Source organism: Cypionkella sp. (assembly GCF_028290025.1).
Lineage (GTDB): Bacteria > Pseudomonadota > Alphaproteobacteria > Rhodobacterales > Rhodobacteraceae > Cypionkella.
Genome location: NZ_JAQGKQ010000088.1, coordinates 1 through 15,540, shown reverse-complemented (window position 1 = coordinate 15,540; position 15,540 = coordinate 1). Strand labels below are relative to the sequence as shown.

Below are 15,540 nucleotides of genomic sequence, written 5' to 3'. Positions count from 1 at the left end.
AACCGGGCGGGCTCTAAGAATTTGCTGCCAGAGCAACGCCATTCGGCGGCAACGGCGGCCTATGCCGCCATTCGGCGTCTGCGATTAGTGAACGCTTCGCCATAGCAACCGAGCGGACTCAGCAAATGACCTTGCCAAACTTTGTGCTTAAAGCACGTCAAGCCTTGTTGATCGATGCATTTGGCATGAATTGGTATTGCTATCCTACACCCGCAACTTTGGTTTAGTTCATCATGCTGCCACCTCAGCATCCTGTCGCTCCCAGTCTGCCTCAATATCTTTCCCAAGTGCCAAAAACAGCTCAAACATGAAAAAGGTATGAATTTCTGCATCTGTTGAGTCCTTCAGACTCTTGCCGTTCGGCAAGTATACCAACTCACCAATAGGAATTTCATGAAGTTTTCCTGCAGCCTCTGCAGCTTTCATATCAGCTACAAATGCCTCTTCATCTAAGGGCAAATGATATTTACGCAGATTGGGCCGATCCAACCCCGCAGCAATGCGGGCGAGCGCCATCTCGCTTTCAAGATTAACAACGCTGGAAGTTGCCGTTTTGCCGTTCGTCATGGTATTCTCCTTGTATGGCCCGCGGGCCTGAATGTTGATTTGATAGTCTGCGTTCACTTTTCCCTGCCGGGTGTTTCAGCCACCCGGCAGGTTCATCTAAGGGCTATTCGCCCTTCAACTTCCACTGTGGGAAGTTCCACCGTGCAGGCTTTGACAGCCGTTCCAGTAGCTTGTTCAGCCGCACAACCTCCCCCATCGCTGCCTTGCGGTTCGCTGGGTCTGTGAGGTCTGCTAGCTCAATCTCGGTCAGGCGCGCGGTGATCTGCTCGCGCTTGAAGTCGTTCACAATGCCAGACAGGCTGACAGTCGCGTCGATCAGTTGTTCAATCATGTTCTCTGCGCGGCCTAGAGAACCCGTGTAGCCTAGGTTGACGTTAAACTCTTCATTGTCGATCTCGATCTGACCCGACACTGATTTTGGACCGGCATTATCCGTGAACTCTGGCGCATCCATACCCATAGCATCGAAAGCTATGTGAAAGGTCGTGTTGTCGCCGTGGTCGTTGAAGAACTCGTGAAAGGTTGCCGGGAACAGCGTGTCGATCTGTTTCTGCGCCACGCGATTTGCAACTTGTTTCAACGTCTTCTGGCGTTCGCGATAGCGACTCTGCTTTTCTGCCGGTGACAAAACCATGATTAACTCCGTTCTTGGTAACGTTATTTATATAGTTACCGTTACTGTTTGTCAAGTGGCTTTTGCAGACTTTGCTGAGTCACTGTCATCGACTGGTCCCGACGAGTTGCTTTTGGACACAAATCATGGCGTCCCCTTCTCGATAACTCCCGTAATATCCCATTAAAAACAATCATTTAAGGCGACATTGTCACCTGATCCGCTGCTATAAATAGGTCATGATAAACACCAACAGGACTAGAACATGACCAAACCTCACCAAGACACAGCACTCGCGAAGTTTGTTCAGACGCGCATCCTCCAGCTGAAACCCAAGACGCAAGCCGAGATTGCCCACGAGGCAGGTTTTCATAACGCGAACGTGCTTTCTATGATTAGATCCGGGAGTGCCAAGATGCCGCTCGACCGTGTGCCAACACTGGCACACGCATTGGACTGTGATCCGGCGCTCTTGCTTCGCCTCGCCCTCGACCAAGCCGTCGGCAGCACTGCCGCTAACGCGATTGTTGAAATCTTCGGCACGCCGGTCAGTGCGAACGAACGCGCTTGGATCGAAGAAATCCGCAGCGCCTCGAAAGACACAGATCCCCGCATTACCACCAGGTCACGCACGGCACTGAGGGGGATCTTCGGCAAATGACGCACAGGATGTTTGAAGGATTTGCCGTGCCGCAGGACGGTCCGCTTACTGAAGCTGAAAAAGGCTGGATCGAGCTGCTCCGGGTAATTTGTTTCGATGGGGTGCCACCACCGAGCCTGGAGCCGGTTCAGGCACTCCGGGACGCGTTGGATCACCAGAGAAGGCTCCGCGAAAGGCCAGGTCGGTGAAAAGACGAGTGACACCATAGCCACTTGTTTGATCGCGCCAGCGCAACGAACCATTCCGTTTACGATCCAGTTGGTTGACGCCGTAAACAAATAGCGTCTGCCAGTGTCAACGAGCGCCCGGAATTCAGCAAAAATTGAGGAAATGCTTGTCGATGAAGGGCGATTTGTCAGAGCAAGACAAACCAAAAGATCGTTTTCGTTGACAGGAGGTTACCCGAAATTGACGAAAACAGCATAGATAGAAAAAATAGCCGAGCCTGCAGCCCCGACAGAGCGCGTGACAGCGCCGCGACTGATGCTGCAAGTCGTGCTGGCGCATCGTCCACGCGTGCCTTCCTATGGCAGAAAGGACACCGTGTAGCTCACGATCGCGGGCTCCAAGCCGAACATGATCGCTTAATTGGGCATACTGGAACATATAGGGAACAATCCATATGCTTGCGACCACCGATCTGAGCATTGTCCCGGAAGAACAACGCTCCAAAGATTAACCTGCCATGCGAAGCATCAGAGGCCGCCACCCACCCAGAAGTCGACAGAGTAGCCCAAAGCCCAGACAAAGAGCACATGACCAGCAGTCTTCCATGAACGCCAAAGCTACGCTTACGTCCCAAATGCCCCTAGGAATGGCTGCACATGCACCGAGCCGGTGCCTCCCTCTGTCATAGTGACAGCCTTACGTGCGACGGTTGCGCAACCTAGAGCTCACGCGCCTTGTAAGCCACCGAAGTCGTAGAAAAATCATCGATGTGCCTGGGGGGTGTATTCTGTTGCGGCGACTGACTGGGCACCAAAGCTCCTCTCACGATACCGGCCAGCAGACGAACCCCAAAATGCAACTTTTCGTTCATCACTTGGATTTATGGCGCAATGAGCTTGGTGACCATGATTGGACGAAACTCCCAAACACCTTATCCAGCGACCTCGGTCTCAAAGTCGCCCCCCGAGGACGGAGAGCGGGCATTAGCCGCAGCTGTCACGCACGACTGCTATGGGCTGGGAGAAGAAGTTGCGATATGAATTTGAGAGCCCACAAAACTGCCATCTACATCACGAACCCATAGCTGCTTTTGTCCTCCCCCAAGCTCCATAGGAAAAGGACGAGTGGTGGCTAAAAAGACGTAACTCCTTCTGAACGGCCTTAGCATGAGTGAACTGAAGCCTAAAGCAGCGCCCCGAAAACACGCGGGCGGAAAAGCGACCGAAGCGGGGATGAATTTCCAAGCCGAGGTTGGCACTTGGCTCGCCACGCATCTGCTTGCTCGGCTGCCGGTGGGTGGGCGGTTTGGCATAGCCAGCGTTGCGCTCCCCGTAAACATCCAGTTCGAGACCGGCGAGGGCTTGGACGATGCGCTGCTCGTCCAGAACGACGGCAGCCGTATCGATTTTCAGGCTAAGACAAAAGCGAGTTTGTCGACCAATTCGACTGACCCTCTCGGCAAGACGATCGCGCAGTTGGTGCGGACTGTCGCTGATGCAAAGGTCTCAGGGATCGTGATCGATACAACCAAGCGCCGAGCGGTGTTGGCGGTCACCGCGGCGGCGCCGCAAACGCTCAACAATCTCGAGCGAGGCTGCCGCGCGTTCGATATGGGCGGCGCCTGGCTGTCTACAAAGGCGCAACGCAGTCAGGCCGAGCGAGAGGCACTCGAACTATTCGAGAGCCATGCCCGCACCGCTTGGGCGGCGCATACGACCATCCTCATCGACGAACACGACCTCGTCACGATGGCGCGACTGTTTCGCATCGTCCGTTTCTCGATGGACGAGGGCGACGACAATTGGCGGGAGGCCGCGCGGGTGCTCGGTCGCAGGCTATACGGGGGGGACGCCGCTGGCGAGGCACCGCTGCTCAGCCTCAAGGCGATCATCCGCGGCTTGATCGGCAGCGGCGCGGCTGCCGATCGTGAGGGGCTGCTGCGCACGCTAAGAAAATTGGGGCACAATGATGTCGGTTCAGCAGGCTATGAGCCTGATCTTGTCAGGCTTGCCGCGATAACCGACGCCGAGCTCTCTCGTCTGGCGGAGCATACGCGCTTGCCCATCGGCGGCGGTGTGCCCGTCGCGCGCGACAGCGATGCACCGCTTATCGCCGCAGTTGCTACTGGGTCTCTAATCGTGGTTGGTGAGCCTGGCGCGGGTAAGACCGGCTCAATGGTCGCATTGACCGAAGCCCGCCGCGCATGCGGCGACACAGTTGTCTTTCTCTCCGTTGATCGTTTTCCAGGCGTCAGTATCGCCTCCGATCTGCAATCCGAGCTTGGTCTTGCCCACCCGCTTGCCGAAGTGCTGACTGCGGCTCCTGGCACCGGCGGAAAACTTCTCGTAATCGACGCGCTCGACGCCGCGCGAGGCGGACCCGCCGAAGGCGTCTTCGCGCAATTGATTGAGAAGTTGAGCACAGAGCCGGATACGGGCTGGACAATCATGGTATCGATCCGAACTTTTGACCTAAAGAACGGGCGGCGTTTTCGCAATGCCATGCCGGGAAATCCGCCCAACGCGAACTTCGCTGAGCCATCTCTTTCCGGCGTGCGGCATTTTCTGATTCCACGCCTTACCCAATCCGATCTTGATCGAGCCGCTTCGAGCGTTGGCGAACTTGGCGTCTTGCTCGCGGCTGCGCCCGACAAGTTGCGCGATCTGCTACGAAACATCTTCAACCTATCACTTGCCGCTCAGCTACTCGCTGATGGCGCGAGTCCTGCGAGCATTCGCTTTGTTGCCACTCAGTCCGACCTGATCGATGCCTATGAGGATCGCCGCCTGACCGGCACCGCGATACAGCAGGCAGCGGGCGCAGCAGTCGGGGCGATGGTGCAGCGACGACGCATGGCGGTGCGAAAAATCGTTGTGGGGCATGATCGCCTTGACGATGTGATCCAATCGGGGGTGCTCGCCGAAACCGGCGATCTCGTCAGTTTCTCACATCATGTCCTGTTCGACCATGTCGCCGGGTGCTTCTACCTTGAGTGGGACGATCCTGAGCAACTGATTGGTCAGCTTGGCGGCGACAGTTCGATCGCACTGATGCTAGCGCCGGGCCTACGCTTTTCACTGGAGCGGCTGTGGCGGCGCGACGCGGCAGATAAAGTCGAAGTCTGGCGTCTTGTCGCCAACATATACACTGATGTGACAGTCGACCCCGTGCTTGCCAATGTTGCCCTGCGAACCGCAATCGACTGCGTCGAGACCGCGGCTAATGTAGTGGGGCTGACTGCGATCATCGCCGCCCGCGCCAACGATGAAGCGCTCGCGACCATGCTCTCGCGGCTTGCGCGCTTCGTGGGCATCGCCGTCGGTTCATCGGGCACAATCTCAGCGTCCGAGGCGCTCGCTTGGGCGGGCGTCGCCGATGCGTGCATCGTTACTGGAAATTGCGAGCTTTCCGATCCAACGCGCTTGCTGCTCCACACTCTGTTCGACAAGGCGGATATGTCGGACCCGGACATGCTTAGCTTGTTCGGGCGTGCGTCTCGCGCGTTGCTAACGCTCGCGTGGGCGGAAGACCCAGTAATGCAGAATACGGCGGTGAATGGTATCCTCTTCGTCGGCAAGAGCTTTGGTTCTGATCCGTCCGCCTCGGGCACCTTGCTTGATCGCGTGCTCCGCGAACCACATTTCTCGGCACATGCCGACCGCGAGGCGACCTGGCTGGCAAAGCAAATCATGCCTATTGCGCGGGCGAACGCCGAGTTCGCAGTGGAGATATATCGAGTGCTCTATTCGCGCCAGATCACTGACGACGCGACCTCCTATTTTGGCGGGCAGCCAAGCCGCATCTTGTCGCTATCCTCGCGCCGCAGTCAGGATTATCTCAACTGCCGTTACAATCTCGGTCGCCGAACCGGCCAGTTGCTCGAGTTGTCGGCAAACCTCGGCACGCGCGTCGTCAACGAGGCGACGCTAGGGAATATCGTGCGCGACGGTCCGCTCGGCTACGGGCGCAAGCGCGTGATTTTGCCGGGCCGCGCACCCTTTGATCTTCTCGGCCACGAACATGGCTTCAACAGCTGGAGTGAGCCAGATGCTGATCGCCCATCGCAGAAAGACGATGTCCTAACGCATTACGTGACCTTCTTGCGTGCCGCAAATCCTGCAATCTATGCCGAGAGCATCGATACTGCCGCCACTAATTATGTGCATCCTGCTCTTTGGGCGCGTCTGCTCGGCGTGGGCGCCGAGCGTGTTGCCGAGGTCGGCGATCTTCTTTGGCCCTTTGCCTCCGACGTGACGATGTTCGCGCATCACGGTATCGTTCGCGACGCCGTCCGTTTTCTCGCGGCCGCCTATCCCACGCGGTCAAAACAGGAGCGAGCCGCGTTTGAGACGGAGGCGCTACGACCTGACTTGTTCACCTCAGAACAGGAGCTGCGCTGGTGGCAGAGTAGCTTGGCGCGCTTGCTGTCGCTGGTTGACGAAGCGCACTTGGCGATAGATGCGATGCATTTGCTGCGCGCTGAGCTGGCTTCCCAGAGCGCGCTGGCCGGTAACCCACCGCTTCGATCGGTGAAGACGCTCCGGGGATCGCCTGGCGGGATCACCCGCTCATTGATGGCGGGGCGCGGCGTCGATGTCGAGGAAGGCATCGACGCGAGGATGCTCGCCCAATCCGATACGCTTTATGAGCTGGTGCAGACGACGTCCTCAACGAGCGATGCCGACGCGCTCGCGGCGCTGTGGTCCGAAACCATGGTCACAGTGGCGCTCTACGATGCCCATGTCGGCGAACTGCACGAGGAGGTCGAGCAGCCTGTTTGGGGCTATATCAGCAACGCCGTCGAGCGCATTTCCGGCAACGACTCGTTCGTGCCCGACGCTGGCGAGCTGCCAGACATGGTGTCATTCTTTGCTCTACTAGAAAGGCTCTGGACCAGCCGCTACCCGGAAGCGAAAGACGCCAGCGAAGATGCTGGGCTCAGTTGGAGCAACTGGGACGTTCGCGTCTGTGCCGCCGACGCCTATGTTTCGCTCGCGGACCGCTTCGGCGAAGCGCATGGCGAGATCGTCGACAAGTTTGATGAGATCCTCGCCGACCCCGTCGCGCAGGTCCGCCTGCAAGCCGCGCGGAGTCTACAAGTCCTCTCGCGCATTGCGCCAGAACGCATGTGGGTGTTGGCCGAACGCCTCGCACATGAGGAGCGTCATGCCGAGGTGCTGGCTTCTTTCCTACATGCGTTGTCGCGCTTCACTCGGGACTACGCCGAGCGCTGCGAGGCGATAATCGAAATCGTGCGGGCGCGCCACGAGGCGGTCGAGCGCGACGGCAACTCCGGCCGCGATCAGATCGCCTCATCTCTCGGAGGCCTCATTGCCCAGCTTTGGGTTTGGCAGGGCCGGCACAAGGCGCTGGACTGGCTCGTTGACTGGGCCGGCCAGCCCGCAGAGCATCGCGAATTCCTGACCTCGTTCCTCTCACAGCTGCGCGGCGCGTTCTTCGCGCGCTACGCTTCGGGGAAAGACCATGATCCGCCGGTTGCCGATCGAGCGCAGCAAGCTGCGATGCTAATTCTCGAGGGCTGCTCGGCGGTCGCGGCACGCAGTCATCGCGCGTTGACGGTCGAAAGCGTCGAGGGTGCCGAGCGCGATGCTGTGGTCACCGCCTATAAGGCGGCCGAGATTGTCATCGGCCATCTCATGAACCAGCTCTATTTTGGTTCGGGCGCATACGCCGACAACAAGGAAGCCCAGGTCGGGCTAGTCAGTCCCGACTTCAGGCGCAGATTTCTCGTCGACTACCGGCCGATGCTTGAGCTGCTCGCAATTTCGCATGAGCCATCGACCCATCATCATCTGGTCGAGCTCTACGAGTATCTGATTATGGGCGACCCGGCCGGCGTGTTTGACGCGCTGCATGCGGTTCTGCTCGGCGCAGGCGCGCGCGAGGGCTACCATCACGAGAGCATGGCAAGCTCGGTCATCGTGCCCATGATCACCCTCTATCTCGCCGACCACCGCTCGATCTTCGAGGATAGTTGCCGCCGCGATCGGCTGATAGCGATCCTTCGCCTATTTTCCGACGTCGGCTGGCCTGAAGCTTTGAAACTGCTCTACGATCTTCCTGAATTGTTGCGCTGAATCAGGTTGGCGACGGTTTGGAGCTGCGTGAAAGGTCGCGTGTAGCGGGAGGTTTGGGGCGATAAACAGCCATTCCAGTTAAGAGTCAGCGAACGGCAGATCTGGGCTGTGAGTATCGATTGGCTGATCCAAATGCCAATGCACCGCACTGCATTGTATTCAGGTCAAGAACCACCAAATGTCGCCTCGGGGCTTATACCTCGTAGACTCCACCTGAGCACACTCCGGGACCATCCCATCAACTACGCCCTCCGGGGGTGCTCAAATGGCAAGGCAGGTGCCAGGCGGCCTCGCCTCGATTCCTACGCCCAAGGAAACCGTGCTCAGGTGCATCGAATATCCCGATAGTGGTGCGCCGTCGGTTTTGTTCTATGCTTTGTTAATTACTGTCCTTCTCCGAGGTCTCCAATGTGCGGCAAGTTCACCCAGATGGCGTCGTGGCGCGAGGTGCACGAGTTCTCCAACCTTTTCGCGGCGCGGGTCGACGATGAAGTGCGCACCTTCACACCAATGCGGGCGGTGCCCGTGGTGCATCTGGACCGCAACGGTGAGCGCATTATCACCCCGATGATCTGGGGTTTCACCGACCGACGCGGCGATGGTCGTCGAACGCCAAAACACATGCATGCACGCGGGGAGACAGTGCATCAGTTGCGGACCTTCACGGACGCGTTTCACGCCCAACGCGGCATCACTTTTGCCAAGACCTTCAACGAAGGCCGGGAGGTGCCGCTGGCATATGAGGATGGCGAGCGCGCGGGCAAATTATGGACGCAGCAATGGACCATCCGGCATAAGGAAGGCCGCCCTGCCATCATCGGCGTGATCTATGATCAGTTCGACGTTGGCCGCGGCCCAGAGTGCGAGTTTGTCCAGGTGACCGTCCCTGCCAACCAGCTCATCTCGGCAATCACCGACCGTATGCCGCTACTGCTTGAAGGTCATGACGACATTGCTCTCTGGCTCGGCGAATGGCGCGCGCCGATTGAAGAAGTGATGGCGCTGATCCGCACGCGCGAGTTCAGCAGCGACTGGGAAATGGACGTCGAAGATCCGTCGAAGAAACCACCGCGGCTGAAGAGACGATAACGGCACAGGACAGCGTCGCGCGCCGTTGCGGGGCATGGGCTGGTTTGACGCAAGACGACGATTTTGTTTGCACGAAGCATCTCAGCTTGCGCCGTCGTGCCCATTCACAACTGTCCCTCGCGTCCCCTAAGTGCTAGCACGTCGACGACATGGCGAACACGGGCCAGCAGATGGCGCGTTTCGGGCCAGAGGGCGGAGATGCTGACCGTTGCTGTGGCGTGGTCTGGCAACACCCCCACCAGTCGGCCGTCGGACAGCGCCGGGGCTACCAGGGACCACGGCATTTGCGCGATACCGAGCCCTGCGATTGCCGCATCCACCACCGCTGTGCCATCGCCTACTTCATGTGTCGGCGTGACGCGGAGACGCGTGGGGCGGCCATCTGGCCCGGTGAGCCGATAGCCGGTCGGTGCGTCGGTTCGCACGCCTGTGATGCAGTCATGGCGGCCCAGATCCTCGGGCGTCTGTGGCATCCCCCGCCGTGCGATGTAGGAGGGGGCTGCCACCAGTGGCACCCGTTGTTCTGCCAGCTTGCGGCTGATCAGGCCAGTCGTGTCGGACGTCTCGCCAAAGCGTATCACCAGATCGACCTGTTCTTCGATCGGGTCGATGATCCTGTCGGTGAACGACAGCGACAACCGCAGGTCGGGATGTTCCTGCGCGATCCCGGCCAAGATGGGCAGCAGCACCTGCCGACCCCAAGCCGCAGGTGCATCAACACGTAGGCGGCCCGCGATGGTGCGGTTTTGGCTTGTCAGCGAGGTTTCTGCTGCCTGAATGTCCTCCAGTGCGTGGCGGGCCACCGAAAGGTAGGCCTCGCCGTCCGGTGTCAGGATCAGCCGCCTTGTGCTGCGATGGATCAGGGTCACTCCAAGCCGTGCCTCCAGCCGGGTGACACTTTTACCCACCGCCGACTTGGTCAAGCCCAGAACCTGCGCAGCTTCAGTAAAACTCAGATGCCGGGCAGTTTCGACGAACGCCTGAATACCCTGAAGGTCCGGCTGTGCCATTATATCCTCCGGCGACACTCTGAGAGGAGAAACCAGTGTCTAATATTGTATCGGTGACACGGTTATCTTCCTCACACAAGCTGCGGCCAAGAGGCCCGGCGTTTAGATAAATGAGGATAAGATATGCCCGTAGTGCGCGTAAGCTGGTTTGACGGAAAGACTGCTGAAGAAAAAGCCGTGGTGGCCAAAGAGATCACCGAGAGCATCGTCAAGAATACCGGCACCGATGCCAGCTATATCTATGTGATTTTTGAAGACCTGAAAGCGTCGGATTGGGCTGGCGCAGGCAAGCTGTTCGGCTGACAAATGTGCGCCCGAAGCCTCGGTCGCGTTTCCCTTTCGAAATGAGACCTCCGATGAAACACCTGTTTGCCGCCGTTCTGCTGTCCCTGCCGCTCGTCACCTCTGCAATGGCGGACACGGCCGTCGCTGTCATCGGCGACTACACGTTCCCGAAGACGATTGACGGCATGCCTGCGAAGCTTTCCGACTTCAAAGGGTTGCAAATCAATAGCTTCACCAGCAATGACGGCATCCGGCTAAATTACTGGGAGGCTGGCTCGGGTGATCCGATTGTCTTCGTCCCAGCATGGGGTGCGAGCGGGGCTGAACTTTTCAACGAACTCTGGCTGCTGTCGAAGACTAATCACGTTTACGTGCTGGACCCGCGCAATCAGGGCACGTCCGAGAAGACGCTCAAGGGCCAGCGCATTGCGCGCTACGCGATGGACCTCAACGAACTCCTTGACCACATCGGTGTCGAGAAAACCGTGCTTGCCGGGTGGTCAATGGGCGTGTCGGTCATTTGGAGCTATATCGACCTGTTCGGCACCGACCGTATCTCGAAAGCGGTCTTCGTTGACGAGCCAGTGTCGATCTACACCCATGCGAACTGGTCAGAGCAGGAACGCCTGAATGCGGGCGGCATGACCACCTCGCCGGAGCGGATGATCGAGGCATACGCCGGTGCACCGACCAACCAGCAGGTCGTGGACATGAAGGTGGTGCAGCGGTCGCAGATGGTGGACTCGCCCTATGCGCAAAATGCGTTGGGGTTGGCGCACCAGATAGCGGCAGACCCCGCCTTCAGCATGTTGGTTCTGTTCGATCACGCAACGAACGACTGGAGCGATGTTATCCAGCACAAGCTGGACATCCCCGTCGCGGTGTTTTCCGGCGAGCAGAGCAATAACCTGCCCAGCCAGCAGTGGATCGTGGACACCGCACCCGATGGCCGCCTGTTCAACTACGGCAGCGGTGACGATGGCGACCATTTCCTGATGCTGAAGAACCCGGTGCGCTTTGTTGCCGATCTGCGTGCGTTCGTGGCGGAGTAAAACTTCACGCTCGCCACCCATCGCCGATCGCAACTTTCACCTCGTGCAAGGTGATCATCATGAAGCCATGCCTCAGCGTAGCATTAGGACGAACAACACATAATTATACAAACTTGAAAGGATACGCCATGAACGGCGAACTGTATTCCATCTACCACATGACCATCAAACCTCAGGACTTCGCGGAATTTGAGGCCCTCGTTGCAGTAATCGTCGAGGCTGCCAGCCATGAGCCGGACACGCTGACTTACGAATACGTTGTGAACGCGGACCACACCGCCATTCATATTCTTGAGCGGTATCGGATGGCAGGTGTGCTGCCCCATGTTGAAGAAACGTTTGCGCCCTACGCAGAGAAGTTCCTCTCGCTTGCCCGGATCGACAAGGTGTTCGTCTATGGCGATCCGACCCCGGAAATCCGTGCGAAGCTTGACGGTTTTGGTGCGATCTACTTTGCGCAGTTCAACGGCTTCACGAAGTAGGCTAGCCGCACTATTGGAATAGTCTCTGGCGAAATGATCTGCCCGATGGCAATCTGCAGGCTTACGAACATCTGACGAGGCCCGAGATAGCAAAACACGCCACTTGGGCCGCAGGATAAACGCCCCAAACGGCAAAGGCTAAGAACCATGAACGGCGAATTTACAAACGCAGTCCAGATGCACGGCTACGGCGCGCCGGACGTGCTGATCTATGCACCAATCAAACTCGCCCCCTTGCAACCCGACGAGGTGCGGATCAGGACCATTGCTGCGGCGGTAAACCACACTGATCTGGAGATCCGCGCAGGTCATTGGCCGATCCGCAAGCAAGACCCATTCCCCTACGTTCCAGGTGTCGAGGTTGTGGGTGAAATTGCAGAGGTCGGAAGCTCGGTAATCGGCCTGCATACCGGCGACCGGGTGATTACGATGATGCAGGGCATGGGCGGCGTTCGCGGCGAGCGGCATGGCGGTTATGCCGAGATTGTCACGGTTGCCGCCGATGCCGTGGCACACACTGGTTCGGAGGTCGATCCGTGTGTGATGGCCGCTCTCGGACTGGGCGGCGTCACAGCTTTTGAGGGGTTGCGTAAGATTGGCAACCTCGCAGGGAAGCACATTCTTGTCACCGGTGCAGCTGGTGGTGTCGGCTCGGCAGCTGTGGCAATCGCCAAGGCGCAAGGTGCCACCGTGACCGGCATAGTCGCGCATGCCGGGCAGACAGACTATGTGCGCAGCCTCGGGGCCGACGAGGTCGTTCTGTTCACCCGTGACGCGCCGCTGGAGTTGAAATTGGCAAGTGCTGATGGCGCTTTGGATACAGTTGGCGCAGCCTTGTTTGAGAATGCGCTCAAGGCGCTGAAACCCGGCGGCGTGCTGTCGCTGGTGGGTGCCGTCAGCGGCAGCGAGGTGCGTTTCGATCTTTGGGATCTGATCCGACCAATCACTCTGACGGGATATTCGTCTGAAAAGCTTGACGGCGCGGCCCTACGAAATGCCGTCGCGGCGCTCAGCGAATGGGTCCAAAACGGAAGTATCCCAGCACTAAAATACATGACAGTGCCACTTGCCGAAGCAGTCCGTGTTCACACAATGCTGGAAGGCCGGGGCGTGGCCGGACGCGTGCTGTTGGTTCCCTAGACGAAAGCGCCTGCACCGACGTCAAGAAAGGGGCTGAGAGTTGAGATCGCGTTGAAATACTCCCCGATCATTTTTAGGTGCTGATCGTGTGAGCGCCATCTTAACTGGCATCAACTCGCTTCATGAAGTAAAATAAAGCTGCGAATGGCGTCATGCCCGGCACCGGCCAAAACGGCGTGCGGTCCGGGCATTGCCACGCCCAAAAGGCAAAGCAGTCGCCGAGCTCGGCCTGTGCGGCAAAGGCGTAAAGCCCAGTGTAGGCAGCGCAGTCACTCCGACAGCTTTGCCAAGTCCCGGCCATGGTCAGTGGTGCAGTGTGCATAATTGCCCAAACATTCAATCACCCGGCAATCGGCGACACTTCCACCCGCGCATTGCGCTGCGATGAGCGCGAATAACACCGGCGAACGCTGTTCAATGCCTTGCGCGCTGGTATCCCGTTTACCATAGAAGCGCTGATGACCATTGCCGCCATCGGCGCGCTGTTTATTGGTGCAGCCGAAGGAGCCGCTCTCGTGGTGTTTCTGTTTGCCGTCGGTGAGGTGCTGGAAGGTGTGGCTGCCGACAAAGCCCGCGCCTCGATCCGGGCTTTGGCCGAGTTGGTGCCGAAAACCGCAATCCTTGAGAAAAACGGCAGCAGTCGCGAAGTTGATGCGGCCAGTCTGCAAATTGGACAGCGCGTGTTGATGCGCCCAGGTGACCGTATTCCGGCCGATGGCGAGATTGCCGAGCGGACTTCGGGTGTCGATGAAAGCCCGGTGACCGGCGAGTCGATGCCTAAGACAAAAGGCCCCGGCGATACGGTTTTTGCTGGCTCGATCAATGCCGAAGCGGCGTTGCGCATCACTGTGTCGAAGTCGGCAGAAGACAACACGATTTCGCGCATCATTGCATTGGTTGAAGAGGCTGAAACTGCCCGTGCCCCAACCGAGCGCTTCATTGACCGCTTTTCGCGCATCTACATGCCCGCGATTGTCGGGCTCGCCGTGCTGGTCGCCATTGTCCCGCCGCTTGCAATGGCGGCAGATTGGGACACTTGGATTTACCGTGCGCTCGCGTTGCTGTTGATCGGCTGCCCTTGCGCGTTGGTGATCTCGGTCCCGGCCTCTATAGCCTCGGCGCTGTCGTCTGGCGCGCGCCGTGGTATTTTGATGAAAGGCGGCGCTGTGATTGAGGCCGCCGCCCGCACCACCCGGGTGGCGTTCGACAAGACCGGCACGCTGACTGTGGGCAGACCCGCTGTCACCGATGTGATCGCTCTGGATGTCACCGAAGCCGAAATGCTGGCCGTTGCGGCCGGTGTCGAGGCTGGGTCGAGCCACCCATTGGCCGAAGCAATCTTGCGCCGCGCCGAAGAAGCAGGCGTTACAGCGCTGCCCGCGACCGATGCCAAAGCGCTGATCGGCAAAGGCGCGCAGGCGATGGTCGGTGGGGCTGCGGCTTGGGTTGCCTCGCCACGCTATGCGGCCGAGGTGGGTGCGCTGGCTGCCGCTGACCTCGAGCGGGCCGCTGCGATGGAGCAAGATGGCAAGACCGTGGTCGTGGTGTTCCGCGAGAAACGGGCATTGGGCTTGATCGCGATGCGCGACGAGCCACGTGCCGATGCTATTGAAGGCGTGCGGCAACTCAAGGCGATGGGTGTCACCTCTGTAATGCTGACTGGCGACAATGCGCGGACTGGTGCCGCGATTGCTGCGCTGATGGGGATGGAGCACCGGGCCGAGTTGATGCCCGAAGATAAAAGTCGCCGAGATCAAGGCGATGGCAGCCCAAGGTGGCGTCATCATGGTTGGTGACGGTATCAATGACGCGCCCGCCCTGGCTGCCGCCACAGTTGGCGTGGCGATGGGTTCGGGCACAGATGTAGCGCTGGAAACGGCAGCCGCCGCCTTGCTGCGCAATCGGGTGACCGATGCCGCCGCGATGATCCGGCTTGCCCGCGCTGCGATGGGCAACATCCGGCAAAACGTAACCCTCGCGCTTGGGCTGAAGGCGGTGTTTCTGGTGACAACTGTGCTCGGCATGACCGGCCTCTGGATCGCCATTCTGGCCGATACCGGGGCGACCGTGCTGGTGACGCTGAACGCGCTGCGCGTGCTGCGCTTTAACCCCGAGCGCGAAAGCTAACGTGATGCGCTCGGATGGGCCAGCCGTGGTGTGCTGGCCCTGTATTTGTTTGCGTTGTTTGCTGGAACCACACTTTCCGGTCGCGCAGCAAATCGATCTGTATTGCGCATCCTTTGGAACTGCTGCGCCCGAAGCTGCCCGAGAGCCTGCCGCATGATCGCCTGCAGGTGAGAAGGGCGCGTTACCGTCACAGGCCTGATCATCACCCGCCAGCGCCCTGGCACCGCGTCAGGCGTGATCTTCCTGAC

The 15,540-nt window shown here is 59.0% G+C and carries 11 protein-coding genes and 1 pseudogene; 8 read left to right on the top strand and 4 right to left on the bottom strand.

Annotation, left to right across the window (positions count from 1 at the left end):
* Window positions 1-231: 231 nt before the first annotated feature.
* Window positions 232-567, bottom strand: a complete 336-nt coding sequence (locus JWS10_RS14685; protein WP_299508618.1) for a hypothetical protein — start codon at window positions 565-567, stop codon at window positions 232-234.
* A gap of 103 nt (window positions 568-670) precedes the next feature.
* Window positions 671-1,201 carry a hypothetical protein gene (locus JWS10_RS14680; protein WP_299508616.1) on the bottom strand — a complete coding sequence of 177 codons (531 nt, stop codon included), beginning with the start codon at window positions 1,199-1,201 and terminating at the stop codon, window positions 671-673.
* Between the two features lie 244 nt (window positions 1,202-1,445).
* Here JWS10_RS14680 and JWS10_RS14675 point away from each other — a divergent pair, with 244 nt between their 5' ends.
* The 3 genes from JWS10_RS14675 (at window position 1,446) to JWS10_RS14665 (ending at window position 9,196) form a co-directional block, all read left to right on the top strand.
* Complete coding sequence (locus JWS10_RS14675) at window positions 1,446-1,841, top strand: helix-turn-helix transcriptional regulator (protein ID WP_299508614.1); 396 nt, start codon at window positions 1,446-1,448, stop codon at window positions 1,839-1,841.
* A 1,334-nt stretch (window positions 1,842-3,175) separates the two neighbouring features.
* The gene (locus JWS10_RS14670) at window positions 3,176-8,107 is read left to right on the top strand and encodes a hypothetical protein (RefSeq protein WP_299508612.1); all 4,932 of its coding nucleotides are present in this window, start codon (window positions 3,176-3,178) and stop codon (window positions 8,105-8,107) included.
* Between the two features lie 408 nt (window positions 8,108-8,515).
* Window positions 8,516-9,196, top strand: coding sequence for an SOS response-associated peptidase family protein (locus tag JWS10_RS14665; protein WP_299508611.1), 681 nt, complete (start codon window positions 8,516-8,518; stop codon window positions 9,194-9,196).
* Window positions 9,197-9,300: 104 nt separating this feature from the next.
* Here JWS10_RS14665 and JWS10_RS14660 read toward each other — a convergent pair whose 3' ends face one another.
* The gene (locus tag JWS10_RS14660; protein WP_299508610.1) at window positions 9,301-10,206 is read right to left on the bottom strand and encodes a LysR family transcriptional regulator; all 906 of its coding nucleotides are present in this window, start codon (window positions 10,204-10,206) and stop codon (window positions 9,301-9,303) included.
* Between the two features lie 123 nt (window positions 10,207-10,329).
* Here JWS10_RS14660 and JWS10_RS14655 point away from each other — a divergent pair, with 123 nt between their 5' ends.
* From JWS10_RS14655 to JWS10_RS14635, 5 genes and pseudogenes are all read left to right on the top strand, one after another.
* A complete protein-coding gene (locus tag JWS10_RS14655) occupies window positions 10,330-10,509 on the top strand; it encodes a 4-oxalocrotonate tautomerase family protein (RefSeq protein ID WP_299508609.1) in 180 nt (59 codons plus the stop codon).
* A gap of 53 nt (window positions 10,510-10,562) precedes the next feature.
* The gene (locus tag JWS10_RS14650; protein ID WP_299508608.1) at window positions 10,563-11,543 is read left to right on the top strand and encodes an alpha/beta hydrolase; all 981 of its coding nucleotides are present in this window, start codon (window positions 10,563-10,565) and stop codon (window positions 11,541-11,543) included.
* A gap of 128 nt (window positions 11,544-11,671) precedes the next feature.
* Window positions 11,672-12,025, top strand: coding sequence for a hypothetical protein (locus JWS10_RS14645; protein WP_299508607.1), 354 nt, complete (start codon window positions 11,672-11,674; stop codon window positions 12,023-12,025).
* Window positions 12,026-12,172: 147 nt separating this feature from the next.
* Window positions 12,173-13,165, top strand: coding sequence for a zinc-binding dehydrogenase (locus tag JWS10_RS14640; protein ID WP_299508606.1), 993 nt, complete (start codon window positions 12,173-12,175; stop codon window positions 13,163-13,165).
* Window positions 13,166-13,578: 413 nt separating this feature from the next.
* Window positions 13,579-15,292: pseudogene (locus JWS10_RS14635) on the top strand (heavy metal translocating P-type ATPase); the annotation flags it as partial.
* Here the strand turns inward: JWS10_RS14635 and JWS10_RS14630 are convergent.
* Window positions 15,289-15,540, bottom strand: a 252-nt coding sequence (locus tag JWS10_RS14630; protein WP_299508605.1) for a hypothetical protein, incomplete at its 5' end; no start/stop codon positions are given. The pseudogene JWS10_RS14635 and the gene JWS10_RS14630 overlap by 4 nt on opposite strands.